Below are 24,498 nucleotides of genomic sequence, written 5' to 3'. Positions count from 1 at the left end.
TCTAACACGAAAGCGTTGTCACCGTTGTGACCGGGGTTTATTCTCACCCGCCGTCCCTCTCACTGCATGGACGTTTTCGTCATCGGCGGGACAGGACTCCTCGGGACGGGCATCGTTCGGCGACTCGTCGCTGCCGGCCACGACGTGACGAGTTTCCAGCGCGGCGAGACGGACGACTCCCTCCCCGACGCAGTCGACCGAATCACTGGTGACCGAGACGACGACTCGCAACTTCGGGTGGCGCTCTCCGAGACAGACCCATCGGTGGTCGTCGATTTGGCCTGCTTCGACGCCGAGACTGCTCGCACCGCCGTCGACATCTGTTCGGGCGTCGTCGACCGATACGTCTTCTGCAGTACTATCGACGTCTACCACCGGCCGCCACCGAAAAATCCGGTCACGGAATCGAGTCCCAGAAACCCACCGGTGAGCGACTACGCGGCGGGGAAGATAGCCGCCGAAGACGTGTTCTTCGACGCCCACGAGGAAGGTGTCTTCGACGTCGTGGTCCTGCGCCCGTGGAACACCTACGGAGAGGGTGGCACGCTCGTCCACACGTTCGGCATGGGGTCGTACTACATCGACCGCATCCGCGACGGGAAACCCATCGTCGTCCACGGTGACGGCACGTCGCTGTGGGGGCCGTGTCACCGTGACGACGTGGCGCGGGCGTTCCGCGGCGCAGTCGAACGCCCCGGTGTCGGTGGGCGCGCCTACAACGTGACGAGCGAGGAGACGATGACGTGGAACCAGTACCACCGTCGCGTCGCGTCCGCCCTCGACGCTCCCGACCCGACGCTCGTCCACGTTCCGACGGACGTTCTGCGAGACGTCGCCCCGGACCGAACGCGGATGCTTCGTGACCACTTCCAGTACAGCACCGTCTTCGACAACGCTCGCGCCCTCGCGGACCTCGACTTCCGCTATACGGTCGATTTCGAGACGGGTGTCAAGCGAACGGTCGAGTGGTTAGACGACCACGACGCGGTGGACTCGTGGGAGACAGAACCACTGGACGACCGAGTCGTCTCGGCGTGGACCGAGGCGACGGAATCGTTCGCCGAACGGTTCGAACGCACGTCTCGGTGAGGCGCACGCCGCGTCGCGGTCAGATGTGGTCGAACGGGTCGGGGTACGAAAGCGGGCCGCCCTCGTCCGAGTCGTCGCCGACGGTAGCGACCATGAACACCTCCGGTGGCGTCTCGAACGGGTTTTCGAACCCTCGGATTTCGGCGGGATGGAAGCCAAACCGCGAGTAGAAGTCCGGGTCGCCGTGGAGGAACACGAGGTCGAATCCCGCTTCGGCGGCGGTGTCGAGCGCCGTCTGGACGAGTGAACTGCCGATGCCCTGGCCTTGCTCGTCGGGACGCACGGCAACCGGTGCGAGGGTGAGCGCCCGAATCGACGGGTCGTCTTCGACGCGAACGCGAGTACAGAGCACGTGGCCGACGACGGTGCCGTCGTCGCGGGCGACGAGTGAGAGCGAGGGCACGAACGCGTCGGTCTGTCGGAGGGCGGCGACCAACTCCGCTTCGTCTGCGGACGGGAAGGCAGCGGTGTGAACGGCGTCGACTGCGGGTTCGTCGTCTGTGGTCTCCTGTGAGATGCGGACCATCGAGCGTCCTCGTCGCTCTGGCACCAAGTCGGAGTCGGTTCTCTCGTCTCTTGAGAACTGACAGAGGTTTTTCACCCGTTGCACGACGATATCTCGATATGATTCGACTGCTCATGGCTGGCCTCGGCATCGTCGAACTGCTCTTCCCAGACCAACTCGTCGACACGCTCACCAAACTCGCATACGAGGATGGGGGCGACGTGACCGCCAAACCGTGGGTGTCCACGGCGGCGCGAGTCGAAGGCGCGACGCTCCTCTTCCTCGCCCTGTTCGTCGTCGGCAAGCGGTGCGGCGGCGGCGACGACGAAGAGTAACCTCACGGCTGATTTTTCTCGGTACTGGACGACGGCGTCGAAGAAACGTAGAATAAGCGAGACGTGACGTTGCGACCCGTTCAGGCGAGTTCGGCGAACGCGAGCGACCCGCTCGTGTTCTTGATGTAGACGCGGACAGTCTGTCCTTCCTGCGCACCGGGAACGAATATCGTGTACTTTCCACGCTGTGCCACACCGTCGCCTTTGCGGCCGGTACCGGTAATCTCGACTTCGTAGGTACGGCCTTCTTCCACTGCTTCGCGTTTGTGGGTCTTGCTCGCACTGGAGCGCTTCTGGACCGGACGGAAGGCACCACACGCTTCACAGCGAAGCATGTCGACGCCGTCTTCGGTCACGAGACGGGTGTCGGGGAGGCCACACTCAGAGCACGTGACGTACTCTTCGACGTACTCTTCGATTGCCTCCTCGAAGTCGTTGATGGAGAACGACCCGCTGTAGCGGGCACGGTCACCTTCGAGTTGGCCGCTGGTACCGAACGTGCGCTGGATGGCACTGTGGAGGTGTTCGGACGTCCGCGAGAGCGCGTCGGCGATGTCGCCGAGGTTGGTGAGTCGCGTGAACGCGCCGTCTGTCTCTCCCTCGGGGTCTGGAATCCTGAGGCGTTCTTGTTCGACGTTTCGTTCCGGAAGGATATCGAGCGCTCGGTCGAGCGCAGACTGATACTCCATAGTCCCCGGAGTGTCTGCCGACGTATATCCGTTCCGTGATATGGACGTTCTCCCAGCGTCCCGCAGGCCCGACGAGGTTGCCACCGAACCCCTGTCGAGATTCACGGGCTCTGCGCACGCGAACGAACCACTCCTCCGATTCGCGTCTTCGTTTCACGACAGGTCGCTCGCAACCGAGCGGTACTCCTTCCCGACTGGCACGACAACCCTCGGTTCATGGGCTACACGTGGCAGTACTACGACCTCGTACTCGCGGGTATCTTCGGAAGCCTCGTCGTCGGCATCCTCGTCGGACAGTTCACCACGGTTCACCCGACGACGGCAATCGTCGGGTTCAGTCTCGTCGCCGCCATGGTGATGGGCCACGGCCTCTTCGTCAACGGTCCCGTCGACGAACCGGCCGACCTCACCGACGAAGTCGACACACTGAACTGAGTTCTGCCACCGGTTCGAAAACCCGCGCTCGTCACGCGTCGCCGTGTTACTCCTGTTCGACGACCGTATTCTCCAGCGTGCCGACGCCCTCGTACCAGATTTCGACGTCGTCACCGGGTTCGACGAGGCCGGGGTTCGCCGGACTCCCGAACGAGACGACGTCCCCCGGTTGGAATGTGTACCGCTCCGAGAGGAACGAGACGACTTCCGCAGGCGAAAACAGCATCTGCTGGGTGTTCGCTTCCTGTCGTAACTCGCCGCCGACGTGGGTCGTCATATCGAGGTCCGCGGGGTCGACGTCGGTCGCTATCCACGGACCGAGCGGGCCCGACCCGTCGAACGCTTTGCGAGCGGTTCGTCCGGGTTGGTCGAGGGCGTCGAGGTCGTTGAGGATGGTGTATCCGCGGACGACGTCCGAAACCTCGGACTCGGCGACGTCCGAGCACTCGCGGTCGATGACGGCCGCCAACTCGCCGGCGTAGGTGAGTTCGTCGGTCCACCCGGGATACTCGATGTCCGCGCCAGGGTCGAGCACCGAGACGGGTGGCTTGATGAACCAGTCGGGCTGGTCGGGAATGTCGTAATCCATCTGGTCCACCGTGGCCGCGTAGTTGCGGCCGACGCAGTAGAGCGCGCTCGGTTCACACGGTGCGAGAAGGGCAGCGTCGTCACCGATTTCGTACTGTTTGCCGTCGGCCGTGACGACGCCGTCGTCGTACTCGCCGGTCACCACGCCGTCGGCCGTTCGAATCCGTGCCAATCGCATTGCTGTGGTGTCTCTCGGCCACGTACTTCAACAGACGTGTCTCCGCAAGATGGCGTCGTCGGGGACTCAGTCCATTCGCGGCATCGACCGGTTCTCGCTGTCGACGAGGTTGTGGATGCGCTCGGTTCGGGTGGCGTCGAACTGCCGTTGACACCGGGCGACCCACGTGTCAGTCGCGGTGCTGTCGGTGGGAGTTCGTGTCGAAGGCTGGTCTGTTCGCAGGGTGGGTTCGTACGTCGGGTTCGCGTGTGTGCTCACGGTTTTGTGGTGTTCGGGTGGGTCGGTCGGACGTCTATGCGGCGACGAGGAGAGTTAGGGGTGTACGCGTACGACCGACATTGTGTACCCGGCTCTACTGCCCTATCTATAATAAATGTTCATGTTCAACCAACCACTGCTGTCTGATTGCCCCTGCTACCAATGGACGTGGTGTGGTGGGCGCCGGTGTTATTCGTGGCCGGAGATACGGACCGGTCGGTAGGGTTCTTCGAGGTACTCGATATCCGAATTCGAGAGTTTGATGTCCAGCGCGTCGACGGCGTCTTCGAGGTGTTCGATGCTCGACGTGCCGACGATGGGCGTCGTCACCCACTCTTTGTGGAACTGCCACGCAAGTGCGATTTGGGCCATCTTCACGCCCTTCTCGGCGGCGAGTTCCTGCACGCGTTCGTTCACCTCTCGGCCGCCACCTTCCTCGTACGGGCGGCCCACGTCTGCTTCGTGTTCGCCGCGCGTGGTCGATTCGAACTCCTCGTGTGGTCGGGTGAGGAACCCGGCGGCCAGCGGGCTCCACGGCATCACCGCGATGTCCTCTTTGTCGCAGAGGGGGAGCATCTCGCGCTCCTCCTCGCGGTAGGCGAGGTTGTAGAGGTTCTGCATGGAGACGAACCGGTCGAGGCCGAGGCGGTCAGCGGTGTGGAGTGCGTCGGCGAACTGGTGGGCCCACATCGAAGACGCACCGACGTGTCGAACTTTCCCGCGTCGCACCGCGTCGTCGAGTGCGTGCATTGTCTGTTCGATGGGGGTGTCGTAGTCCCAGCGGTGAATCTGGTAGAGGTCCACGGTGTCCATGCCGAGACGTTCGAGGGAGTTGTCGAGTTCCTGTTCTATCGCCTTCCGCGAGAGCCCACCCGAGTTCGGGTCGTCGTCTCGCATCTGCCCGTAGACTTTCGTCGCGACGACCATCTCGTCACGGTCGTATTCGGAGAGGACGTCGCCGAGAATCTCCTCGGACTCGCCGTAGGAGTAGACGTTGGCGGTGTCGAAGAAGTTGATACCGAGTTCGATTGCTCGCTCGATGAGTTCGCGACTCTCCTCGTGGTCCAGCGTCCAGTCGTCCCAGTCTGTCCCGAAGCTCATACACCCGAGACAGAGTTCGCTCACGGTGGTCCCCGTCGAACCGAACGTTGTGTAATCCATACACCACTGTTCGACCACGTCTGTCTTAAAATCCGGCCGGGGAACGATGACTGACACTGGTCCTCAGTAGTGCCCGTGGCGGACAATACGATTGGCGTCCGCAGCTATCGCACATGGCGCTAGCCAACTGGTAGTGGCCACCACGCCAGATTCAAATAGCTTCGTCCGATACGATTCTCCAGAGTCTTGTATTCCAAGCACAATACAAGGCTTCGAAATCCCACATGAAACGGAGAACGTTCCTCAACAGATTGGGCACAGTTTCCCTCGGTGGCGTCGCCGCCGCGGGCATGGCAACCACCGCTTCCGCGGCCGACGACGGCTACGACCTGGAACTCGTCCCCGGTGACACCTTCTACTTCGCCGAGACCAGTTTCGCCGAGTCGTTCGTCTACGCCCCGCTCGAAGACGGGACCACGTTCGCGATGTTCGAGGTCCAAAACGGCTTCTTCGACGTCGACACGGTCGTCATGGTCCTCGCCGAGACGGGCGAAGTCCTCTTCGTCGAGAGCCTCGACGGCGTCGTCTACACCGAAGACCAGATTGGTGAGATGGCCGACCGCATCGGCGAGATGGCAGACCGCATCGTCTTCACCGAAGAACTCATCGTCGAGACGGAGTACCTCATCGTCGACGTCATCGAGTTCTCTCAGGAGAACCTGCTGACGTTCGTCGATATGCTCAACCCACTGAACCTGTTCTAATCCGGTCACGAACCGCTGTCGGCGTCGGGGCCCGAACCCCCACTCCCCCGATGGGTCCCTCGAACCCCTCACCCGGTGGACTCTCAGACTGTCGGTTCGACGTTCTGATTCAGTCGGAACAGATTCTCTGGGTCCCACTCGTTTTTGAGTTCGACCAACCGGTCGTAGTTGTCCATGTAGGCCATCGGTTGTTCCCCCTCGGTTTCGGTCGTGAAGTTCACGTAGGTACCGCCGGTTGCGTAGGGGGCTAACGCGTCGAAGTACTCCCGAGTCCACGCGATGCACTCCTCGTCCAGAGCGGGGTCGCTCCACCGGGTCGTGATGTTCACGAGGAAGTCCGCGTCCCGGTGGGGGTAGGCAGTCGCGTCCGAAGGGACTCGATTGACTGCACCGCCGAGATGCGTCACCGAGACTCTGGTTTCGGGTGTCGGTGGAGCGACGGCGAACTCGACGATTCGGTCGAGCGCCTCGGACGAGGGGTCCCTGAAGTTGTGTGACTTCCAGAAGTACCGCTCTCCTGCAGGATACGACTCGTCGAACGCTTGCTGCCAGTCGACGAACCGCCGAGGTTCGACCGTATCGGCGATTGGGTCGCCAAGTTCGCGCAGTGGCGCTATCACGTCCCACCCGTCGTCGACGTCGCCGGCGTAGATTGGGACGACCGAAAGGATGCGCTCACCGTGGTACGCCTCGGGGATGAACGGTTCGGGCGGCGCGTTCGAGAAGTTGAGCCAGACCGAGAGTTCGTCGGGCGCGTCGGACGCGACGTTCCACCACTGTTGGACGACTGACTGAGCTTCTTCGGCCGAATAGACGAGTAACCCCGCGAGGACGTGCTCCAGTTCGTGGAGGCCGAACTCGAAACTGGTGACGATACCGAAGTTGCCACTCCCGCCTCGGATGCCCCAGAAGAGTTCGGGATTCTCGTCCTCACTCGCCCGGACGAGTTCCCCCTGGGCTGTGACGAGGTCCACCGACCGAAGGTTGTCTATCGTCAGGCCGTACTTCCGACAGAGATAGCCGAACCCGCCACCGAGCGTCAGTCCGGCAATCCCCGTAATCGAGGCGACGCCAGCGGGGGCGACGAGTCCGAACGGTGCCGTCTCGTGGTCGAGGTCACCCAACCGCGCACCGGCCCCGACCCTGACCGTTCGTTCGTCGCGGTCGACTCGGACCGACGACATGAGACCGAGGTCTATCATCAGCCCATCGTCGCAGACGGCGTTCCCTGCGACGTTGTGCCCGCCTCCTTTTACCGCGACGAGGAGGTCGTGTTGTCGGGCAAAATCGACCGCCGTCATCACGTCGGCGACGCCCGTCGGACGTACGATGACCGCCGGCCGACGGTCGATCATCGCGTTATAGACCGTCCGCGCTTCGTCGTACTCGGCGTCTCCCGGTCGAATTACTGGACCGCGGAACGATGCTTCCAGCGTCGTTAGCGCACCCGCGTCTACGGGGCCCGTTGCGATTGCCATCGTTACTCACCTCGAAAGACGCCGATTAGCCGCAAATAGATTCTCATTATTTTTCATTATGATTGTGTGCTGTCTAGTCCTTCGTCTTCGATTGCAGTTCGAACTGCGGACGAACGGCACTGGTTCGTGGTCACCGCTCACTTCGTCGTCGAAGCCCGAATCTCGTGCCGAGGTTTATATACCAATACGCCGCACCTCGGCGTAGGAACCCGATGACACGACAGGAAGCCCTCGACCACCTCTACGACCTGTTGGACGAACTCGAAACGCGGGTCGGTGGGATACGGACGCGCTCCGTGAGCGATCGATTGCCGTCCCCGGAACCCCCCTGCCGTCACTCCCGCGAGTCGTACTCCTGATAGATGACGTGGCCGCAGGACTTGCAGTGAGAGGCGTCTCTGTCGTGGAACGCCAGCCCGCAGTTCTCACAGACGACGTTGACCTTGTCCCTGTGCGCCCACTCTTTGATGATTTTACTCGCCTGCCACGGGATGAGGATGATGCCAGCCAGAATTGCGGCCACCGTGACCCACCGCCCGCCCTGCGTGACCGGCACGATATCACCGAATCCGACCGTCGTGAGAGCGACGACGACGAAGTAAAACGCGTCACCGAACGTGGCGACGTTGGGGTTCACCCGGAATTCGAACGAGTAGAACATCCCCGCGGCGACGAGGAAGATGGTCAACACCGTCAGGAGTAACTTCATCACCCGAAGCGTCCCGACCGACACGGTGCCGAAGAAGAACTCCTCGTCCCGCGTGAACCGATAGAATCGGAGGACGCGAACGACGCGAATCGCTCGAAGGAATCCGATGTTCGCCGCGATGACCGGGACCGGCGACACCAAGACGGCGAGTGTCGGCAGAATCGCCAGCAGGTCCACGATGGAGTAGAAGTTGAAAATCTCCGCGGTGCGACTCTTGGCACCGTACACCCGAAGGACGTACTCGAGGAGGAAGACGAGCGAGATGGCGACTTCGATTCGCCAGAACGTCGTCTGGAGTCCTGCCGAGAAGGGGTACGTCTCCAGGACGAACACCGCCACGAACACGAGGTTGAGCACGAGCAGGGCGATGTCGATGGCCTTCCCGACGATAGTCCGGTGGTCGAGGAGGTAGAACCGAACGACGTCCCGCGGCGTGTCACCGTGACCGGTGGGTGCGTGGCCGCCCATACGAACCCATAGTATCGACGGCTATTGATGGCGTCGCTCACAGGCGACATCTACGGGGGTCGTATCGACACCCGACCCGAGGAGCGTCAGATGACGATTGCGCCGTCGGGAAGTAACTCGCGTTCGGTGCGTTCTGCTTCCGTCCCTTCGTCGACGAGCATCGGTTCGGAGACCGGTTCCGAAAACCTGTCTGGGTCGGGTTCGACGCGTTTGAGCATCGACGAGAACACCGAGCCCTTTCGGCCGCCACCCGAGACGATACCGCCGTACTTGCGTTCTTCGAAGGGGACGTCGTCCGGGCTCGGGAACTCCTCGCGGATTATCTGTGCCGTATCTCTGATGTACTCGGCGGCTTTCTTCTGCGAGTAGAGGCTCTCGTTGTAGTAGGTTTCGACGTACTCGTCGTCGAGTTCTTCTTCCGAGTGCTCCGGTGACTCGTACAGAACCGACTCCGTCGTCTTGTAGCCACTGGCGAAGCGAATGTTCACCGTGAAACTGTCCGGATAGCGGAGGATAATCGGGAAGAATAGCATGTCCGTGACGGTGATGCGTTGTTGCATCCGCCACAACCCCTCGAAGTAGTACGCGGTCAGCGCGCCCACTCTATCGTTTCGTTCGCCACGCTGGTACGCCAGTGCCACCTCCTCGTAGTCGTCGCCGGCGATGTGACGACAGCGGCGTTTGTAACTTTCGGCGATGCCTTCGAGTTGTTTCTCGTAGGCTTCTAACAGTGGTACGTCGGGGTCTGCGAGCATCTCTGCTTTCCGCTCTTGAGCGTCTGCGACGTTCATCATGTTCTCGTGGAACACGCGTTCGGCGTCTTCGTCCGGAAGTGGTGTCCGCACCGCGTTCCGGAACAACACCTTCGTGTCCCCGTTGAACCTGACCCTCTGCTCGCTCATCTGCTCACAGCCTATGTGACGGAACGAAATGAATTCATCGGTTAAACAAGGAAACAGCTGGCGTATCTTGAGTATATATTTAAAAACTGTCAAAAACCATCACTGACTGGTTCGTTCCGGTCGGTCAGTCGTCTGCGCGAATGCCCGTCTCTTGAAGTGAGTGCTACGTCCGCAATCGGCATCGTCTTCGTCTTCTGGTACCCGTTATTGCATCTCTGATTCCTCGTCGTTCTCGGACCGACTCCCGTCATCGGCACACGAACAGTAACTCGATTGAACGGTTGTCGGAGACCGGAATACTCTCTCCGTGAATCAGTGTTCGAGAATGTCAGTATCTGCGTCCTGGCTGTCGTCGCGGTGGACTGTCACCGTCGATGTGGTTGATGAACAGAATCGGCGGCAGTACCCACACGGCCAGGTGGTTCTGCGAGCGACCCGTCCGGGTACCGAACTGGTCGCGAGTCCGCTATCGAACTGTGGATACGACAGAATCTGCGGGACTCGTCGTCGAAGTGGCGGGTGAGCCTCGCTAAAGCCGACCGCACGAGTACAAATGTCTATTATTCTCTCTGAAAAAGAAATGAGTTCAAAATATTTTACGGATATTGAAACAAATCTCGGAAGCCTTATCCCTCTACTCCGATTGTGTCCAATTGTAATGGCGAAAGGAAACGTTGATTTCTTCAACGACACAGGCGGCTACGGTTTCATTTCGACGGACGACGCGGACGACGACGTGTTCTTCCACATGGAAGACATCGGCGGCCCGGACCTCGAAGAGGACCAAGAAGTGGAGTTCAGTATCGAATCGTCCCCCAAGGGACCACGCGCAGCGAACCTGACGCGACTTTAAACTAGTTTAGTACACCGCTTTACCGCGGCGAAAGACACCGATTTTACCGACGACTACCGCGCCCGAGCAGTCGCTGTCTCGAGTCGAACGCTCCGTCACCCGATAGTGACGACTTTCTCCGTGTGTTCGACGATACCCAGTAAGTCGCCCATCGTCGAATGGGGGCGGAGTTCTCCCGGGTCGAGGCCACGCGAGTCCAGACACGTCCCACAAGCGAACAACTCCCCGCCCTTCTGGAGGTACTGTCGCATCACGCCGGAGGGGTTGAACGCCTCCGTCTCGATGTCCGGTGCCTCGACGCCGTCGCCCAGCAGGAACACTTCGACGCTGTTCCCTTCGTCGAGCGCTTTGTTGGCCAGTCGGAACCCGTTCCAGATGCGCTCTGCCTCGTTCGTCTCGATGATGAGTCCGAGATGCATAGTTCACGCTTCGACCTGTCGTCTCTTAACCACGTTCTCGATTCTCAACGTGCAACAACCGGCGTTTCTCTGCCGAACGGCGACTGCAGTCGTCCGGTTCTTCACCTGCCCCCGGAGACGACGAGCACAGACGTGACAGAACACAGACACCCACTCGTACGTCGCCTGCGACCAACACGCTTCAACGAACGGTAGCGGTTCTCTCCCGGGAGAATAGCCGTTCCGCTACTACACATTTATGCTATCTGCTAGCATACAATCTGCTAGGGACTGGCCTCGATGGCGTTCGATTCTCGGGGAGCGCGGAGGTTGATACGGCAGTCTCCCTCGGTCTACACCGACGAGGGAGAGAGTCCACGTCACGCCTCGTGGTTAGAACTCTTCTTCGACCTCGTCTTCGTCGTCGCTATCGCGGAGATTGGGTCGAACCTCCACCACAACATGACGCTGTCGGGAATCCTCTACTTCGTCGGCGTCTTCGCGCTCGTGTGGTGGGTTTGGCTCGACTTCAGCTACTACGCCGACCTCTACGCCGCCGACGACACTGTCTCGCGATTTGCACTCATCGCCGTCATGTTCGTCGTCATCTTCCTCTCACAGACCGTCGATGGTGTCTTCCACGGCGAGACGTTCACGTTCGGCGCGACGATGCTCTTCTTACGCCTCGTACTCACGGCCCTCTATCTGCGGCCGGGACCGACAGTCGCAAACGCCGGGACGAAGGTGTTCGTCGCCACCTGGATTACGTCCGAATTGCTGACGACGACTGTCTGGGTCGTCTCGCTTTTCGTCCCCGACCCCGGCCGATTCGGATTGTGGATTGCAGCCTTCGTCATCAACATGGCCGGCGTCGCCGTCATGTACATCGCCTTCGACACGGTCCTCGTTCAGGTGTCGCACTTCCCCGAACGGTTGGGTCTCATCACCATCATCGTCCTCGGTGAGACGATTCTCGCCGTCTCGTTCGGTACCTCCATCGCGACGTCTGGATTCGGCGTCCAACTGTTGCCGATGCTCGTCGGCCTCGGCGGATTCGTCGCCGCCGTCGGTGCCTGGTGGATATACTTCGAACAGTTCGACGAACACCTCATCGACCGGGCACTCAGGGCGCCCCGTGACCGACTCGTTCGGATGCGGCAGGCGGCCCTCGTCTACGTCTTCAGTCACTTCTTCGTCCACCTCGGTATCGTCGCGTCGGGAGTCGGCGTCGTCCTCGCTATCGATGCGACTGCTGCGGGTCTCCCGCTGGAACAGGACGCCCGGTTCGTCCTCTGTGGTGGCGTCGCGCTGTTCATCACTGGGTGTGCCATCCTCCATCGGGCGATGCTACAGGTCTCGGGCGAAACGCCGCTGGACGCTCGTGTTCTGGCGGCCCGGCTTGCAGTCGTGGTGCTGTTGGCCGCGCTCGTCCCCTTCGGAGGGTCGCTCTCACCCCTCGGACTCGTTGGCGTCATCGCGCTCCTGTTTAGCGCACTCGTCGCGTTCGAGACGCTCGTCAACCCGTGGGTCGACACTGTCGCCTCGGCAGTCGAGGCCTGACCGAGTCCCACGCAGACACCCAGTATCGAACCGTTGGGTGGCGATGTCTCGGAGACTGTCTTCGACGGAACTTTTTTGTCTACCTGCTGATATTTGGGTTCATGACACGGCGTGACACAGAAGAGAACACCGACATCTTCGACCGACTCCCGAACCGGCCGAGTGGGTGGCGGACGTTCCCGAAGGACGTGACGGGGTGGGAGATTCTCAGGGGTCGGGGCCGAGTAGCGAACTCACGGGAGGAGGGCGACAAAGTCGTGACGAACGCACCCATCGTCATCACGTCTGTCGCGTCGTATCTGTTGATGGGGTGGGGGCTCGTCGCACTCGGGTCGTTGAACCTCCCTCGTGCGGGCTACGGCGCGGTGGCACTGCTCGGCGGGTTCTTCCTCAATCGCGTGTCCGTCGCCTTCTCATACGGGGTCCGGGTCGCGTTTCCGTTCGTGGCCGCAGTTCCGCCGCTTCTCGCTGTACTCGTCTACTGGTGGTTCGACCCAGTGTATCCGTTCTTGTCCCCGTTCGATGCGATACAGTGGCTCGCTATCGTCGCGTTCGGACTGGCAGACGTGACCTTTCTGTTCGGGTCGATTCATCCGTCGTGGGAGGCGGAACCGGGGGAGTAACTCCGCTCTCGAATGGTATTCTTCAGATTAGAATGGCCTCGGCACTCATAGGGCTCCGCATCACCGAGTGCCTAGTTCGGTTCGGAACGGTGCCGTCGTCATCGGCCATCTGAGAGTCAGCACGCCTTCGAGTAATCACCATCGGTCTCGAACGCGTCACACCACCGCCACCAGCGACTCACGCCTTTTCCAGTGTCGACACGTCGATTCGGGGATACGACACGGCACCGTCGAGCGTCGTGTCGCCAGAGACGACGCCCCACAACCGGACACGTGACCCGTCGAGGAGTCGGAAGCCAATCTCGTCGTCGAAGAACCGCCCGCTCGGCCACCGAGCGACGACGTCACCGCGGGCGCGCCCTCGCTGGTCTTCGACTGTGACGACGGCGAGTCGGGTGTCCGCTCGCGTTCTGGTCTCGGAGACGCGCCCCGTGTAGGTCACGGCAGTCCCGGTGTAGTCACCCGGATTCGCTCGAAGGTCTGCGTACGGAATCGCCGTCACGTCGTCGGGGTTGGCCGCCGCTGTCGTCGTGTTCTCTGTCAGCCTCGGGTCCTCGTAGAAGGGTTGCGGACTCGGAACCTCCCACTCGATAGTCGGCGGGTGGATGTCGGGGCGGTGCGAGTCGGCCCACGCGACACTCCGAGAGAGACGAGCACGGAGGGCGGGAGACTTCTGCACGTAGTCGGAGACGCGTTCGACGACGAGATAGGCCGTGAGGCTGCCGCCGACGTACTTTCCGGCGGTCACGAGTGCTGCACGGCGGGTGAGTCCACTGGACTCCTCGTGGTCAATCTCCGGTTCGTCGGAGGCCACGTCGTCGTCTTCGATTGGGTCACCCAGCCAGTTCGTCTTCGGTCGCTCGTCGCCGTCGGCGTCGTACTCGCGGACGAACGACTCGATACCCGCTTCCCGAACTTCGACGGCGATAGTCGGCGCGTCGAGGGTGACGAGTCCCGGTCGGTGGGCGTCGTCGTCGAGTCGCCCGCGTCCGACCGCCGCGACGTAGGGTTCGACGTCGGACCGGTCACACTGGCGCACGAACGCGCTCATCTTGTCGGCGGTGAGGTGCGTCGACGTGGAAATCCAGATGCGAACCTCACGAGGGACACCTTCGGGCGTCGTCCCCTCCGCTTCGACGTGGACGTCGGGGCCGTGGAATCTGACACGCGTCTCGTAGCCGCGTGCCTCCCAGATTCGCTCGAAGATGGCGGCGAGTTCGACGTCGGAGCGGTCTGCGACGACTGCCCCGAGCGACCGGTCTCTCATTCAGTTCGAGGTTGTCACTCCGGTCCTGTTATCTGTTTTCGCCCAGTTCTCGTCGCTGAGAACCGGCGCGATATGTGCGTCACTTCGGAAGGGCACCCCGCCGTGACTCACCGGGGCAGTCTATTCGAGGCGTTCTCGTGCTGCAGCGACAAGAAGCGGCAGCATGATTGTCGCGTCACCGAGGACGGTGGCGTTGCGGGCGTCTTTCTCCAGTTTCCCCCACGAGCGTGCTTCGTCGAGCGTCGCACCCGAGAGGCCACCGGTCGCTGCGGGGTCCATCGTAATCTGGACGCCGTAGTCGTACGCGCCGGGGGTGACGAGCATCGTCTGGAGCGTGAAGTTCTTCGGGACGCCGCCGCCGACGAGGAGACACCCGGCTTTGTCGGCGTCGTACGCGAGGTCCGTCAGCGGCGTCATGTCCGAAAGCGCGTCCAGCGAGAACGACGACGTCTGTGAGTACATCCACGCCTGTAGGCCGAGCACGGAGTCCTGTACCGCAGGACAGTAGATTGGCACGTCGGACTCGTAGGCCGCGGCGGCGACACCGGCGTCTTCTTCGATTCCTTCGCGCTCGTTGACTTCGCTGTTGGCACGCCCGAGTTCGCGGCAGAGACGCTCGATGCTGACGATACCTTCCTCTTCGAGTGGGGGGAACACCTCGTCGCGCAGGTGCGACTCGAAGAGGGCGAAGTACTCCTGTGGCAGATAGACGTTGTAGATACGGTCGACTTCTTCGTCGCGGAGCGTCTCGTCGTGTTCTCGCGGCGTCTTTTCGCCGTGGTGTTCACTTCCGTGGTGGTGCTTGCCGCCGATAGCCTCGATGGCGTCGTGGGTGAGGTTCGCCCCCGTCGTCACGAGCGCGTCGACGTAGCCGTCGCGGATGAGGTCGGAGACGATTTTTCGCATCCCCGTCGGCACCATCGCGCCCGCCAGCGACATGAAGACGGTGCAGTCCTCGTCGGCCAGCATCTCTGCGTAGATGTCGGCCGCTTCGTGGACGTCCGCCGCGCCGATGCCGGCGTGGCCGTACTGTTCGACGAGTTCGCCGACGGTCATCCCGGCGTGGACTTCGGTGTGTCCGAGTGGGTCGTGACTGAACTCCTCGCGGTCCGGCATCTCGTAGCCTCCCTCGTGGTCGTGTCCCTCGTCGGCGGCGTCGTCCTCGTGGCCCCCGTCGTGGCCGTCGTCGTGGTCGCTCATGCGAGGGAGTGCGACGCCCGAGCGTTTGAACGCCCCGGTCCGACGAGGCTGTGTGGGGCGTTGGCAGACTGTTGTCGACAGCGACTCGGGGGCAGCACCCCGAGTGGCGACGATTCGGATTACAGCCCGGTTGGGTGACTGAGATACTCGGTTTCGACGCCCATCTCTTCGGCGACGTCCAGCAGGTTCCGAACGCCGAACGTCTCCGTCGCGTAGTGGCCAGCGAGGAACACCGAGATGCCTGCCTCGCGTGCCTCGTGGTACACCTTCTGCTTGCCCTCGCCCGTGACGAGTGCGTCGACGCCCGACTCGATGGCTTCGTCCAACCAGTCGACGCCCGACCCGGTGACGATGGCGACGTCGGAAATCTCGTCGGGTCCGAAGTCGAAGACCTGTGTTCCCTCACTCCCCTCCAACTGGTCGAGGGCGTCTCGAACCTCCTCGGCCGTCTTCGGCGAGTCGAACGACCCTGCCTGCCCGATGTGGACCGGGCCGAGTTCCCCGAACGGTTCTCGGTCGGTGAGTCCGAGGTGGTCTGCGAGTCCCGCGCCATTGCCGAGTTCCTGGTGGCCGTCGAGCGGGAGGTGTGAGACGTAGAGCGCGAGATTCTCGCTCAGCAGCGGTTCGATGCGGTCGAAGTTTCGGCCGGTCAACCGGTCGAGGCCACCCCACACGAGGCCGTGGTGGGTGACGAGCACGTCGGCGTCGGCGTCGATGGCCGCCTCGATAGTCGCTTCGGCGGCGTCGACGGCGAACGCTACTTTCTCGACGGGTTTCTCGGCCGGACCGACCTGTAACCCGTTCGCGCTGGCGTCTACGTCGGCGAACTCGTCGGTGTCGAGTCGCGCGTCGAATTCCGCGACGATGTCGGAGAGGTGCATACAGGTCTGTTGTCACTCGAAGACTTGTAAGAGACGGGATTGAACGGGGCGAGAGGACCGGGATGCCGTGGAGGAGACGAACCGGTCAGTCCTGTCCGGCGGCGTGCGAGAAGACGAACTCCCGGAGCAACTTCGCCGCCAGCGACGCGGCCTGTCCGTCGTCTCTGTCGTTGACTTCGACCACGTCGAAGCCATCTGCGTATGGAGCGACTGCCCGAACCACGTCACGCATCTCACGCGACGTGAGGCCGAACGGTTCTTTCGTGCCCGTGCCGGGTGCGAACGCCGGGTCGGCGGCGTCGATATCGACGCTCAGATAGACCGACTCGTCGCCGAAGTCGGGGGTCCAGTCGGCGACGTCTTCGGGCGGGACGACGGTCACGTCGTCTGCTTCGGCGCGTTCCCACTCGTCGGGTGACCCAGTTCGTGCGCCGAGAATCACGGCCTCGTCCACGTCGAGTTCGTCGAGGACGCGTCGGGTGATGGTCGCGTGACTCCACTCGTTGCCGTCGTATTCCGTTCTCAGGTCGAGATGTGCGTCGAGACAGACGAAGACGTCCGGTTCGACGCCATCGACGCCGGCGGCGGTGACGGTGTGTTCGCCGCCGAGGACGATGGGGATAGCGTCGTCCCAGACGGCGTCGCGGACGCTCCCGGTGAGCCAATCGACGTAGTCGGGTGCGTCGTCCCACGCGCGGATATCGCCCGCGTCGTGAACCTGCAGTTCGGTGAAAAGTTGGTCGGTACGCCGGTCGTAATCGTCGAACGACTCGGCGAACCGACGGATGCGGTTCGGTCCAAAACGGGTTCCCGGTTCGAAGGACGTGGAGATGTCGAGCGGGGCACCGACGAGTACGTAGTCGGCGACCTCACGGTCTGCGATTGCCCCGGGGAACATCTCTCTGACCCCCGTTTAGACGATCTTGCGCTGGCCTTCGAATTCGAGGTACTCGATTTCGTCTTCGGGGTTGAGGTCCTCGTCGTCGGGGATGCGCATCGTGAACGTCTGGTAGGTTTCGAGGTCCATAATCTGGGCGTCCTCACCGGTGACGGAGACGACCTGACCCTGCTTTCGCTCGATGATTGGGACCCACACCTTCGCGTCGACGGGCTGGGAGAGCGAGCGCTTCTTTCCGTCGAAGACACCACGGGCCTCGACACGGGCCTTGGCGCTACCGTGCTTACCGGGCTTCGCGGTACTGTAGGCGTAAATCTTGCACGGCTTGTCTTCCATGTTGACGTAGCTGCCTTCTTGGAGCTCGCGCACCTGCTTCTGCTCTTTCGCCATGTTCACTCGTTATCGGATGGAGGGTATAAACGGTTTGGAACCACTCTCGGACGCGAATCTTTCACGTAGCCGTCTGAACGCGCCGGAACCGAGTGGTGCCGTTCGCCGACTTCGCCCGTCGGGTCCCCAACGACACCTACGCGTCTTCGACGGCGTCTACCTCTGCCATCGAGGGGTCGAACCACGTCCCTTTGGCGTCTCGGCGGCCGAGACTGCCCAGCGCTCCCGACGCCACGTTCGGCAGCGACAGCGCCAGCATGATGGCCGTCGTCAGTTCGCCGGGTGACTCGAACATCGGGATGAGGTACTGGAACGGAAAGAGAATCGGCGTCCGGTTGAGGAAGGTGAGCAGGATGGCGACTGGCATGAGGAGACACCCCCAGACGACGCCGGACATCAGTCCGTGCCACCCGCCGTCTGCAGGGTCGGTGCTGACGGTGTATCCTGCGAGTGCGCTCCCGGTCACACCGCCGACGAGGGTAAACTGACCCGTCATCCCGAAGACGAGCGTCTCGGTACACGCGGCGAGGCACACTCCCACCATTACCGGGCGCCACTCCGTCATTGCAGGAGGTGATATCGTGGACGCGCATAAAATTTCGCGCCCGATTCTCAGCTTTGATTACTCTTCGCGGCGCTGCCGGAGGTTCTGTCGCGTGAACTGCGGTGTCGCCTTGATTCCCTTCCGACTGCGGAACGACCGCCACAGGAGGATGGCGACACCGGCAGTCGGCACGCCGGCGACGCCGACGGCGACCAGATTCTGTGGGTCCAGAGCGTAGACGAGTATCGTCGCGACGAAACCGAACGACAGGAAGATGCCGTAGACGAGTCGTTTCGCGAGTCGGTCGAGGACGCCCTTGTTGTCTTCGAGACGGACGTTGACCGTCAGGTTGTCTCGGTCGGCCCTGTCGAGGACGCGTTCGAGTTTCGGCGGGACGCGAAACAGCGACTGGGCGGTCTTTTGGCCCTGTTGGCCTACGCCTTCGAGAACGCGCTGGATGCTCTCTTCGCGGTAGCCCTGTTCTGTGAGATACTCCGTCGCCACGGCGATAAAGTCGAAATCCGGGTCCAGCGTGACGCAGACGCCTTCGACGACGCCCGCGACGCGGAGGACGAGCGCGAGATTCCGCGGGAGTCGAAGCGGGAACTCGTAGATGGTCGATTCGACCTGTTCGAGAATCTGGTTGACACGGTACTGTTCGATGTCGTCGCCGCGAGCGTCTGCGATGGCGAGTTCCATCACGTCGCCCATCACCTGCCGGTCGACGTTGGGGCTGAGCGTCCCCATCTCGATGAGCGTGTCGAGGATGTCGTCGACGTCCTGATTGGCGACGGCGATGTAGAACTCCACGATTTTCTCCTGGATGAACGGGTCGACTTCGCCGTGCATCCCGAAGTCGTAGAAGATGATGCGTCCGTCGTCGGTTACAGAGAGGTTGCCGGGATGGGGGTCGGCGTGGAAGACGCCGTCTTCGACTATCATCTGCAGGTAGGTTCGCTGTAAGTTCGTCGCCAGTTCGGTCCGGTCGATACCGAGTTCGTCCAGTGCGGCGAGGTTGTTTATCTTCGTCCCCGGGAGGTACTCCATCGTGAGCACCCGGTCGTCGGAGCGTTCGTCGATGGGTTTCGGGATGACGAGGGCGTCGTCGTCCTCGAAGTTCGCCTGAATCTCCTTGAGCGTCGCCGCCTCCTCTTCGTAATCCATCTCTTCGCGGATGGTCTTGGCGAACTCGTCGGCGAGATTCTCCAGCGAGAAGGCACGCGCCTGCCCGATGAATCGCATGAGGAGGGGCAGCGACCAGCGAACCACCCGCAGGTCGGCCTCGACGAGTTCTTCGATACCGGGGCGTCGAACCTTCACGGCGACTTTCTCGCCGCCGTACTCAGCCACGTAGACCTGTCCGAGACTCGCACCGCTTATCGGGTTAGTGTCGAACGAATCGAACGCCTCGTCTATGGGGCCGAGTTCCTCTTCGACGACGGCTTTCGACTCGGGCCACGGGGCGGGCGGGACGTCGTCTTGGAGACGTCCGAGCACGTCGATGTACTCCGGAGGGAGCACGTCGGGTCGCGTCGAGAGCAACTGGCCGAGTTTGATGAACGTCGGCCCGAGCGTCAGCAACGACTCTAAGAGGATTTCGGCGCGTTTGACGCGCATCTCCGACGACACCCGTCGCCGCCCTCCGAAGAGGAAGTACTTCCGCCTGTCGCGTGTGTACGCGACGATGAGCGGGGAGAACTGATAGACGACGACGAGAAACCGCCAGTACGCGCGGAGATTGACCAGCGTGACCACCTTCTCTCGTCAGGCGTCGTCACCGGACGGTGTCCGGTGGGCTGATGAAGTTTCTTCATCAACTTCGCCGGAGTCTGTCCGGCGGGCCGACGAGGTTCCTTTGTCGTCCTCGCTGGACGTGATGGGGATGGTCCGCTCGGACGCGGCCTCACGCTTGGGGATGCGAATCTCCAGCACCCCACGGTCCATCGATGCCTCGGCGTCGTCACCGACGGCGTCTGGTGGCAGGGGGAGTTCGGCGTCGAGGAACAGCGGTCGTTCTTCGCGGACGTAGTCGAACGCCGCGGGTGCCTGTTTCTCCCGTCGTGCTTCGACGACTAGCCGACCCTTCTCGACTTTGAGGGAGGCAGTCTCGGCAGTCACGCCGGGCAGGTCGAGGACCAGCAGGTACGACGACTCGGACTCCAGGAGGTCTGCGAACACCGCGTCCGGGAGTTCGGACAGCGCGTCGCGCAGTGTTGACATGAACGTCTATAAGGAGTCGGTGTCGAAAAAGCCGGCGGTCAATTACGGCCACGCAGTCGATTCTCCCGGCAAATCCGGCCGCCAAAAAAGAGGAAAATTCGACTGCATCGGCGGGGGAGAGGTCGACGCTTTTTGCCCCCCGGCATCTAACTGCCGCCATGGACCACCACGACCGGCACACCGCAGGGTTCAAAGAACGAACCCGGATTGCGGACGCCCGCGAGACACTTCTCGCGGCGGTCACCCCACACGGACGGACCGAACGACTCCCGTTGGCCGATGCCGACGGGCGGGCACTCGCCGAACCCGCCGTCGCGCCGGCCGACGTCCCGAGTTACGACCGTGCCGCGATGGACGGATTCGCCGTCCGCGCCAGCGACACCTTCGGTGCCAGCGACCGTTCGCCGAACGTCCTCCGCGTTGTGGAGGGGGCCGTCGCACCCGGTGAGGCCGCCCGCGTCCACACGGGGAGTGACCTCCCAGACGGTGCCGACGCCGTAGTGATGGTCGAACACACCGACCGATTCGGTGACGAACTCGAAGTGTTCGACGCACTCGCTGAGGGCGAAAACGTCGGCGAACGCGGTGAAGACGTCCGCGAGGGCGACGCGTTGTTCGACGTCGGCCACGAACTCCGACCCTCGGACCTCGGCCTCCTCCGCTCTGTCGGCATCGAAGACGTGTCAGTCTTCGAACGCCCCCGCGTCGCCGTCGTCCCGACTGGTGAGGAACTCGTCGAATCCGACCCCGGACCGGGACAGGTCATCGAGACGAACGGCCTGACCGTCTCGCGACTGGTCGAACGCTGGGGCGGCGAGGCGAGTTACCGTGACATCGTCGTCGACGACGCCGACCTGCTCCGCGAGGCGGTCGAATCCGACCTCGACCACGACGTCGTCGTCACGACGGGCGGGTCGTCGGTCGGCGAACGTGACCTCATCCCCGAAGTCATCTCGGACATCGGCGAGGTACTCGTCCACGGCGTCGCGCTCAAACCCGGCCACCCCGTCGCGCTCGGAGTCGTCGAAGACACGCCTGTCGTGATGCTCCCGGGCTATCCAGTCGCCTGCGTCGTCAACGCGTTCCAGTTCCTCCGACCCGTGCTCAAACACGTCGGGTCGCTTCCGAACCGACCGTTCCCGTCCGTCGAGGCGACGCTCACGCGGAAGATTCCGAGTTCGCCCGGCACGCGAACGTTCGCCCGCGTCCGCCTCGACGAGACGGGTGCCGAACCGACCGCCGAACCGACGCGGACGAGTGGGTCCGGTATCCTGTCGAGCGTCGCACTCGCCGATGGATGGGTACAGGTCCCCGAAGAGAAGGAGGGCTACGAGGAAGGCGAAACCGTCACCGTCGAAGGCTGGGAGTGGTCTGCATGAGAAAGCAGTTCCGTGACCTCGCGTCGCCGGCCGAGGCCCGCGAGACCATCGCGTCGCTCGAACTGACTCCCGACACCGAGTCCGTCCCACTCGGCGACGCTCGCGGCCGCATCCTCGCCGAACGCGTCGACGCCGAAATCGACGTGCCCGGGTTCGACCGGGCGAGCATGGACGGCTATGCAGTTCGCGCCCGCGACACCTTCGGCGCTGACGAAGTCGACCCGGTCGAACTCGAACTCGTCGGCGCTGTCCACGCAGGGGCCGAACCCGACGTCGAAGTCGAACCCGGAACGGCGGTCGAAATCTCGACCGGTGCGGTCATGCCGCCGGGCGCTGACGCCGTCGTCATCGTCGAACGAACCGACGAACGCGACGGGAACCTCGTCGTCTACAAGGCCGTCGCACCGGGTGACAGCGTGATGCCCGCCGGGACGGACATTGCCGCCGGTGCCCGCGCCCTCGGCCCCGGAACCCGAATCACGCCGCGCGAAATCGGCCTGCTCTCGGCGCTCGGTCTGGACGAAGTTCCGGTTCGCGGCGCACCCACCGTCGGCATCGTCTCGACTGGTGACGAACTCGTCAGGCCCGGCGAAGAACTCCGCCCCCAGGCGGGCCAAATCTACGACGTGAACTCCTACACCATCGCCGCCGGCGTCGAGGAAGCGGGCGGTGTTCCCAAGCTCTACCCGCACGCGGGCGACGACTACGACGAGATGGAGCGACTGCTCCGACAGGCCGCCGACGAGTGTGACCTCGTCCTCTCGTCGGGTTCGACGTCGGCCAGCGCCGTGGACGTCATCTATCAGGTGGTCGAAGAACGCGGCGAGTTGCTCCTCCACGGCGTCTCCGTCAAACCGGGGAAACCGATGCTCGTCGGGACGCTCGGTGAAGGAAGCGCCTACATCGGCCTTCCGGGCTACCCCGTCTCCGCGCTCACCATCTTCCGGACTTTCGTCGCGCCGGCGATTCGTGACGCCGCGGGACGCTCAGAACCGCCGACGGCGACCATCGAAGGGGCGATGGCCGTCCGCGAACGCTACGCCGAAGGCCGGACGCGCCTCATGCCGGTCGGAGTCGTGACCGACGGCGACGGCGAGATGCTCGTCTACCCCGTCGACAAGGGGTCGGGCGCGACGACGAGTTTGGTCGAAGCAGACGGCGTGGTCGAAGTCCCCGCGGATGTCGAGTACGTCGCCGAGGGCGAACGCGTGTCGGTCCAACTCTTCTCGCCCGACGTTCGCCCCCCGGAACTGCTCGGTGTCGGTGAAGACGACCCCGCGCTATCGCGACTCCTCGACGGCGTTCCGTCGCCGCGATACCTCGCTGTCGGGTCCCGAGAGGGCCTCCGCCGACTCCGTGACGGCGTCCCAGACGTCGCTGTCGTCGCAGGGGACGTCACCGCCGACGTAGACGCTGTCGAACTCGGGTCGTGGACGCGCGAGTGGGGCCTCGTCGTCCCGGCGGGCAACCCCGACGACGTAACCGGGCTTTCGGACCTCGTCGAGTCCGACCTCCGGTTCATCAACCGCGATACGACCGCTGGACTCCGAACCGAACTCGCGAACGCCGTCGCGACGCTCGCGGACGAACGCGGGACGACCCGACACGAACTCGTCGAGGCAATCGACGGATTCGAACGCGGAACCAAGGCGTTCGAGAGTCCCGCACGCGCCGTGATGGCCGGGCGGGCCGACGTCGGCCTGGGCCTCCGTGAGACGGCAGACTCCCTCGGCCTCGGGTTCGTCTCGCTCGGTGTGCAACCGGTCACCGTCTTCGCCGACCCGGACCGGACGGACAAAACGAGCGTCCGGACACTCGAATCACTCGTCGCGGACAGCGACGTGTTCGATACCCTCGAAGGATACGAACGCGCCTGACGCGACGACTGTTCGAGATATTCAGCTTCGAGTGAACTATAAATTAGGTAAAAGGTATATATCCGCGAAGAGAGTAGGCCGTATCATGAGTTGTCCCCAAACGGTCCTACACGTCGACGACGACCCGGAGATGCTCGCCCTCTCGGAGGCGACGTTTCGGCAACTCGACGATATCTCACTTCTCACGGCCACGACTGCTTCCGAAGCTCTCGAAGTCGTCTCCACTCAGTGTGTCGATTGTGTCGTCAGTGACTCGCTAGTGTTGCCCGACGGCGTCCCGCTCATCGAGGCCGTCCGTCGCGAAGACGACGACGTTCCAATCGTGTTGTTCACGGCGAAAGACTGGGCCGAAGTCGCGGACGTCGCGTCGTCTGCTCGCATCACCGAGTTCGTCCAGAAGGCGGGACCTGACGACTTTTCGACGGTTCTCCAACACGTCGGCACACTCGTTCGGGACGACTCCGACGAGTCGGCAGAACTCGGCGAGTCGGCGGTAGCCGAAGCGCTCGCCGACCACGCGTCTGCCACCTCGCACGCATCGTTCGCTCTCGGCGACGACTGGGAACTCGTCGGCCAGTGGCTCGGCGACGAGGAACTCGGCATCGCCCTCATCGAGGCAGTCGAATCACACGCCGGCCTTCCGGCCATCGAGAACCCGTTGTACGGGTATATCGACGCGGACGCGCTCGAAGCGCTGCTTCAACCGGTCCTCGAAGAGGAAGAGCGACCTGGTATCGAGGTACGGTTCCCATACGACGAGTTCGAACTCGCCGTCACGAGTACGGGCGATATCTTCGCTCGTCCCGAACCCGACGAGACGCTCTACTGACTCTTCTGGGGAGACGCCCCTACAAAAACGCGACTGCGCTCGCCACTCCACTCGTCGGTTCGGTCGCTACAGCGAACTGT

The 24,498-nt window shown here is 62.8% G+C and carries 27 protein-coding genes; 10 read left to right on the top strand and 17 right to left on the bottom strand.

Annotated features, from left to right (window positions below; translation table 11 throughout):
* Positions 1 to 66: 66 nt before the first annotated feature.
* A complete protein-coding gene (locus tag ACK3R5_RS12360) occupies positions 67 to 1,089 on the top strand; it encodes an NAD-dependent epimerase/dehydratase family protein (RefSeq protein ID WP_411967152.1) in 1,023 nt (340 codons plus the stop codon).
* A 19-nt stretch (positions 1,090 to 1,108) separates the two neighbouring features.
* On the opposite strand, the gene ACK3R5_RS12355 is transcribed toward ACK3R5_RS12360, so the two are convergent.
* Complete coding sequence (locus tag ACK3R5_RS12355) at positions 1,109 to 1,615, bottom strand: GNAT family N-acetyltransferase (protein WP_411967151.1); 507 nt, start codon at positions 1,613 to 1,615, stop codon at positions 1,109 to 1,111.
* A gap of 98 nt (positions 1,616 to 1,713) precedes the next feature.
* Between ACK3R5_RS12355 and ACK3R5_RS12350 the strand changes: the two genes are divergently transcribed.
* Entirely contained in the window at positions 1,714 to 1,929 is a 216-nt protein-coding gene (locus ACK3R5_RS12350; protein WP_411964357.1) for a hypothetical protein, read from the top strand.
* An 80-nt stretch (positions 1,930 to 2,009) separates the two neighbouring features.
* On the opposite strand, the gene ACK3R5_RS12345 is transcribed toward ACK3R5_RS12350, so the two are convergent.
* Positions 2,010 to 2,618: a translation initiation factor IF-2 subunit beta gene (locus ACK3R5_RS12345; RefSeq protein WP_411964356.1), complete on the bottom strand. Its 609-nt coding sequence runs from the start codon at positions 2,616 to 2,618 to the stop codon at positions 2,010 to 2,012.
* A gap of 216 nt (positions 2,619 to 2,834) precedes the next feature.
* On the opposite strand from ACK3R5_RS12345, the gene ACK3R5_RS12340 reads away from it, so the two are divergent.
* Positions 2,835 to 3,053 carry a hypothetical protein gene (locus ACK3R5_RS12340; protein WP_411964355.1) on the top strand — a complete coding sequence of 73 codons (219 nt, stop codon included), beginning with the start codon at positions 2,835 to 2,837 and terminating at the stop codon, positions 3,051 to 3,053.
* Between the two features lie 46 nt (positions 3,054 to 3,099).
* Here ACK3R5_RS12340 and ACK3R5_RS12335 read toward each other — a convergent pair whose 3' ends face one another.
* From ACK3R5_RS12335 to ACK3R5_RS12325, 3 genes are all read right to left on the bottom strand, one after another.
* A complete protein-coding gene (locus ACK3R5_RS12335; protein ID WP_411967150.1) occupies positions 3,100 to 3,819 on the bottom strand; it encodes a fumarylacetoacetate hydrolase family protein in 720 nt (239 codons plus the stop codon).
* A 66-nt stretch (positions 3,820 to 3,885) separates the two neighbouring features.
* A complete protein-coding gene (locus tag ACK3R5_RS12330) occupies positions 3,886 to 4,077 on the bottom strand; it encodes a hypothetical protein (RefSeq protein WP_411965839.1) in 192 nt (63 codons plus the stop codon).
* Positions 4,078 to 4,266: 189 nt separating this feature from the next.
* On the bottom strand, positions 4,267 to 5,238 hold the full coding sequence (locus tag ACK3R5_RS12325; RefSeq protein WP_411967149.1) for an aldo/keto reductase: 972 nt from the start codon (positions 5,236 to 5,238) through the stop codon (positions 4,267 to 4,269).
* Positions 5,239 to 5,528: 290 nt separating this feature from the next.
* Between ACK3R5_RS12325 and ACK3R5_RS12320 the strand changes: the two genes are divergently transcribed.
* Positions 5,529 to 5,942 (top strand): hypothetical protein, encoded by a 414-nt coding sequence (locus tag ACK3R5_RS12320; RefSeq protein WP_411964352.1) that lies wholly within the window; start codon positions 5,529 to 5,531, stop codon positions 5,940 to 5,942.
* Between the two features lie 83 nt (positions 5,943 to 6,025).
* Here ACK3R5_RS12320 and ACK3R5_RS12315 read toward each other — a convergent pair whose 3' ends face one another.
* From ACK3R5_RS12315 to ACK3R5_RS12305, 3 genes are all read right to left on the bottom strand, one after another.
* Positions 6,026 to 7,420, bottom strand: a complete 1,395-nt coding sequence (locus ACK3R5_RS12315; protein ID WP_411967148.1) for an FAD-binding oxidoreductase — start codon at positions 7,418 to 7,420, stop codon at positions 6,026 to 6,028.
* Between the two features lie 334 nt (positions 7,421 to 7,754).
* Positions 7,755 to 8,597: an ion transporter gene (locus ACK3R5_RS12310; RefSeq protein ID WP_411964349.1), complete on the bottom strand. Its 843-nt coding sequence runs from the start codon at positions 8,595 to 8,597 to the stop codon at positions 7,755 to 7,757.
* 86 nt (positions 8,598 to 8,683) lie between these two features.
* A complete protein-coding gene (locus ACK3R5_RS12305) occupies positions 8,684 to 9,499 on the bottom strand; it encodes a hypothetical protein (RefSeq protein ID WP_411967147.1) in 816 nt (271 codons plus the stop codon).
* 658 nt (positions 9,500 to 10,157) lie between these two features.
* Between ACK3R5_RS12305 and ACK3R5_RS12300 the strand changes: the two genes are divergently transcribed.
* Entirely contained in the window at positions 10,158 to 10,352 is a 195-nt protein-coding gene (locus ACK3R5_RS12300) for a cold-shock protein (RefSeq protein ID WP_058571634.1), read from the top strand.
* Between the two features lie 95 nt (positions 10,353 to 10,447).
* Here ACK3R5_RS12300 and ACK3R5_RS12295 read toward each other — a convergent pair whose 3' ends face one another.
* Positions 10,448 to 10,771 carry a DsrE family protein gene (locus tag ACK3R5_RS12295; RefSeq protein ID WP_411964347.1) on the bottom strand — a complete coding sequence of 108 codons (324 nt, stop codon included), beginning with the start codon at positions 10,769 to 10,771 and terminating at the stop codon, positions 10,448 to 10,450.
* A 279-nt stretch (positions 10,772 to 11,050) separates the two neighbouring features.
* On the opposite strand from ACK3R5_RS12295, the gene ACK3R5_RS12290 reads away from it, so the two are divergent.
* Together ACK3R5_RS12290 and ACK3R5_RS12285 are read left to right on the top strand one after the other, a co-directional pair.
* Complete coding sequence (locus ACK3R5_RS12290; protein ID WP_411967146.1) at positions 11,051 to 12,310, top strand: low temperature requirement protein A; 1,260 nt, start codon at positions 11,051 to 11,053, stop codon at positions 12,308 to 12,310.
* 101 nt (positions 12,311 to 12,411) lie between these two features.
* Positions 12,412 to 12,933 (top strand): hypothetical protein, encoded by a 522-nt coding sequence (locus tag ACK3R5_RS12285; RefSeq protein ID WP_411967145.1) that lies wholly within the window; start codon positions 12,412 to 12,414, stop codon positions 12,931 to 12,933.
* A gap of 178 nt (positions 12,934 to 13,111) precedes the next feature.
* Here ACK3R5_RS12285 and ACK3R5_RS12280 read toward each other — a convergent pair whose 3' ends face one another.
* From ACK3R5_RS12280 to ACK3R5_RS12245, 8 genes are all read right to left on the bottom strand, one after another.
* The gene (locus tag ACK3R5_RS12280) at positions 13,112 to 14,200 is read right to left on the bottom strand and encodes a hypothetical protein (protein ID WP_411967144.1); all 1,089 of its coding nucleotides are present in this window, start codon (positions 14,198 to 14,200) and stop codon (positions 13,112 to 13,114) included.
* Positions 14,201 to 14,320: 120 nt separating this feature from the next.
* Entirely contained in the window at positions 14,321 to 15,400 is a 1,080-nt protein-coding gene (locus ACK3R5_RS12275) for a deoxyhypusine synthase (RefSeq protein WP_411967143.1), read from the bottom strand.
* Between the two features lie 119 nt (positions 15,401 to 15,519).
* Complete coding sequence (locus ACK3R5_RS12270; protein WP_411967142.1) at positions 15,520 to 16,281, bottom strand: Nif3-like dinuclear metal center hexameric protein; 762 nt, start codon at positions 16,279 to 16,281, stop codon at positions 15,520 to 15,522.
* An 85-nt stretch (positions 16,282 to 16,366) separates the two neighbouring features.
* Positions 16,367 to 17,179 (bottom strand): agmatinase, encoded by an 813-nt coding sequence (gene speB / locus ACK3R5_RS12265; protein ID WP_411967141.1) that lies wholly within the window; start codon positions 17,177 to 17,179, stop codon positions 16,367 to 16,369.
* 15 nt (positions 17,180 to 17,194) lie between these two features.
* Positions 17,195 to 17,569 carry a translation initiation factor IF-5A gene (locus tag ACK3R5_RS12260; protein ID WP_411964335.1) on the bottom strand — a complete coding sequence of 125 codons (375 nt, stop codon included), beginning with the start codon at positions 17,567 to 17,569 and terminating at the stop codon, positions 17,195 to 17,197.
* 136 nt (positions 17,570 to 17,705) lie between these two features.
* Entirely contained in the window at positions 17,706 to 18,134 is a 429-nt protein-coding gene (locus tag ACK3R5_RS12255) for a DUF5518 domain-containing protein (RefSeq protein WP_411967140.1), read from the bottom strand.
* 57 nt (positions 18,135 to 18,191) lie between these two features.
* Complete coding sequence (locus tag ACK3R5_RS12250; RefSeq protein WP_411964333.1) at positions 18,192 to 19,868, bottom strand: ABC1 kinase family protein; 1,677 nt, start codon at positions 19,866 to 19,868, stop codon at positions 18,192 to 18,194.
* A gap of 9 nt (positions 19,869 to 19,877) precedes the next feature.
* On the bottom strand, positions 19,878 to 20,333 hold the full coding sequence (locus ACK3R5_RS12245) for an Hsp20/alpha crystallin family protein (protein WP_411964332.1): 456 nt from the start codon (positions 20,331 to 20,333) through the stop codon (positions 19,878 to 19,880).
* A gap of 158 nt (positions 20,334 to 20,491) precedes the next feature.
* Here ACK3R5_RS12245 and glp point away from each other — a divergent pair, with 158 nt between their 5' ends.
* From glp to ACK3R5_RS12230, 3 genes are all read left to right on the top strand, one after another.
* Entirely contained in the window at positions 20,492 to 21,712 is a 1,221-nt protein-coding gene (glp, locus tag ACK3R5_RS12240; RefSeq protein ID WP_411967139.1) for a gephyrin-like molybdotransferase Glp, read from the top strand.
* Positions 21,709 to 23,589 carry a molybdopterin biosynthesis protein gene (locus ACK3R5_RS12235; protein ID WP_411964330.1) on the top strand — a complete coding sequence of 627 codons (1,881 nt, stop codon included), beginning with the start codon at positions 21,709 to 21,711 and terminating at the stop codon, positions 23,587 to 23,589. The genes glp and ACK3R5_RS12235 overlap by 4 nt, the downstream gene beginning before the upstream one ends.
* 85 nt (positions 23,590 to 23,674) lie before the next feature.
* Positions 23,675 to 24,418 (top strand): response regulator, encoded by a 744-nt coding sequence (locus tag ACK3R5_RS12230; RefSeq protein WP_411964329.1) that lies wholly within the window; start codon positions 23,675 to 23,677, stop codon positions 24,416 to 24,418.
* Positions 24,419 to 24,498 lie beyond the last annotated feature (80 nt).

Origin of the sequence: Haloferax sp. YSSS75, assembly GCF_046764215.1 — an archaeon.
Classification (GTDB): Archaea; Halobacteriota; Halobacteria; order Halobacteriales; family Haloferacaceae; genus Haloferax.
This window is presented reverse-complemented; position numbering and strand designations above follow the sequence as displayed.

What these genes read in the sequence shown, in the direction of transcription:
- ACK3R5_RS12360 (WP_411967152.1), top strand. Translation starts at nt 67, where the DNA reads ATGGACGTTTTCGTCATCGGCGGGACAGGACTCCTCGGGACGGGCATC.
- ACK3R5_RS12355 (WP_411967151.1), bottom strand. Translation starts at nt 1,615, where the DNA reads ATGGTCCGCATCTCACAGGAGACCACAGACGACGAACCCGCAGTCGAC.
- ACK3R5_RS12350 (WP_411964357.1), top strand. Translation starts at nt 1,714, where the DNA reads ATGATTCGACTGCTCATGGCTGGCCTCGGCATCGTCGAACTGCTCTTC.
- ACK3R5_RS12345 (WP_411964356.1), bottom strand. Translation starts at nt 2,618, where the DNA reads ATGGAGTATCAGTCTGCGCTCGACCGAGCGCTCGATATCCTTCCGGAA.
- ACK3R5_RS12340 (WP_411964355.1), top strand. Translation starts at nt 2,835, where the DNA reads ATGGGCTACACGTGGCAGTACTACGACCTCGTACTCGCGGGTATCTTC.
- ACK3R5_RS12335 (WP_411967150.1), bottom strand. Translation starts at nt 3,819, where the DNA reads ATGCGATTGGCACGGATTCGAACGGCCGACGGCGTGGTGACCGGCGAG.
- ACK3R5_RS12325 (WP_411967149.1), bottom strand. Translation starts at nt 5,238, where the DNA reads ATGGATTACACAACGTTCGGTTCGACGGGGACCACCGTGAGCGAACTC.
- ACK3R5_RS12320 (WP_411964352.1), top strand. Translation starts at nt 5,529, where the DNA reads ATGGCAACCACCGCTTCCGCGGCCGACGACGGCTACGACCTGGAACTC.
- ACK3R5_RS12315 (WP_411967148.1), bottom strand. Translation starts at nt 7,420, where the DNA reads ATGGCAATCGCAACGGGCCCCGTAGACGCGGGTGCGCTAACGACGCTG.
- ACK3R5_RS12310 (WP_411964349.1), bottom strand. Translation starts at nt 8,597, where the DNA reads ATGGGCGGCCACGCACCCACCGGTCACGGTGACACGCCGCGGGACGTC.
- ACK3R5_RS12305 (WP_411967147.1), bottom strand. Translation starts at nt 9,499, where the DNA reads ATGAGCGAGCAGAGGGTCAGGTTCAACGGGGACACGAAGGTGTTGTTC.
- ACK3R5_RS12300 (WP_058571634.1), top strand. Translation starts at nt 10,158, where the DNA reads ATGGCGAAAGGAAACGTTGATTTCTTCAACGACACAGGCGGCTACGGT.
- ACK3R5_RS12295 (WP_411964347.1), bottom strand. Translation starts at nt 10,771, where the DNA reads ATGCATCTCGGACTCATCATCGAGACGAACGAGGCAGAGCGCATCTGG.
- ACK3R5_RS12290 (WP_411967146.1), top strand. Translation starts at nt 11,051, where the DNA reads ATGGCGTTCGATTCTCGGGGAGCGCGGAGGTTGATACGGCAGTCTCCC.
- ACK3R5_RS12285 (WP_411967145.1), top strand. Translation starts at nt 12,412, where the DNA reads ATGACACGGCGTGACACAGAAGAGAACACCGACATCTTCGACCGACTC.
- ACK3R5_RS12280 (WP_411967144.1), bottom strand. Translation starts at nt 14,200, where the DNA reads ATGAGAGACCGGTCGCTCGGGGCAGTCGTCGCAGACCGCTCCGACGTC.
- ACK3R5_RS12275 (WP_411967143.1), bottom strand. Translation starts at nt 15,400, where the DNA reads ATGAGCGACCACGACGACGGCCACGACGGGGGCCACGAGGACGACGCC.
- ACK3R5_RS12270 (WP_411967142.1), bottom strand. Translation starts at nt 16,281, where the DNA reads ATGCACCTCTCCGACATCGTCGCGGAATTCGACGCGCGACTCGACACC.
- speB (WP_411967141.1), bottom strand. Translation starts at nt 17,179, where the DNA reads ATGTTCCCCGGGGCAATCGCAGACCGTGAGGTCGCCGACTACGTACTC.
- ACK3R5_RS12260 (WP_411964335.1), bottom strand. Translation starts at nt 17,569, where the DNA reads ATGGCGAAAGAGCAGAAGCAGGTGCGCGAGCTCCAAGAAGGCAGCTAC.
- ACK3R5_RS12255 (WP_411967140.1), bottom strand. Translation starts at nt 18,134, where the DNA reads ATGACGGAGTGGCGCCCGGTAATGGTGGGAGTGTGCCTCGCCGCGTGT.
- ACK3R5_RS12245 (WP_411964332.1), bottom strand. Translation starts at nt 20,333, where the DNA reads ATGTCAACACTGCGCGACGCGCTGTCCGAACTCCCGGACGCGGTGTTC.
- glp (WP_411967139.1), top strand. Translation starts at nt 20,492, where the DNA reads ATGGACCACCACGACCGGCACACCGCAGGGTTCAAAGAACGAACCCGG.
- ACK3R5_RS12235 (WP_411964330.1), top strand. Translation starts at nt 21,709, where the DNA reads ATGAGAAAGCAGTTCCGTGACCTCGCGTCGCCGGCCGAGGCCCGCGAG.
- ACK3R5_RS12230 (WP_411964329.1), top strand. Translation starts at nt 23,675, where the DNA reads ATGAGTTGTCCCCAAACGGTCCTACACGTCGACGACGACCCGGAGATG.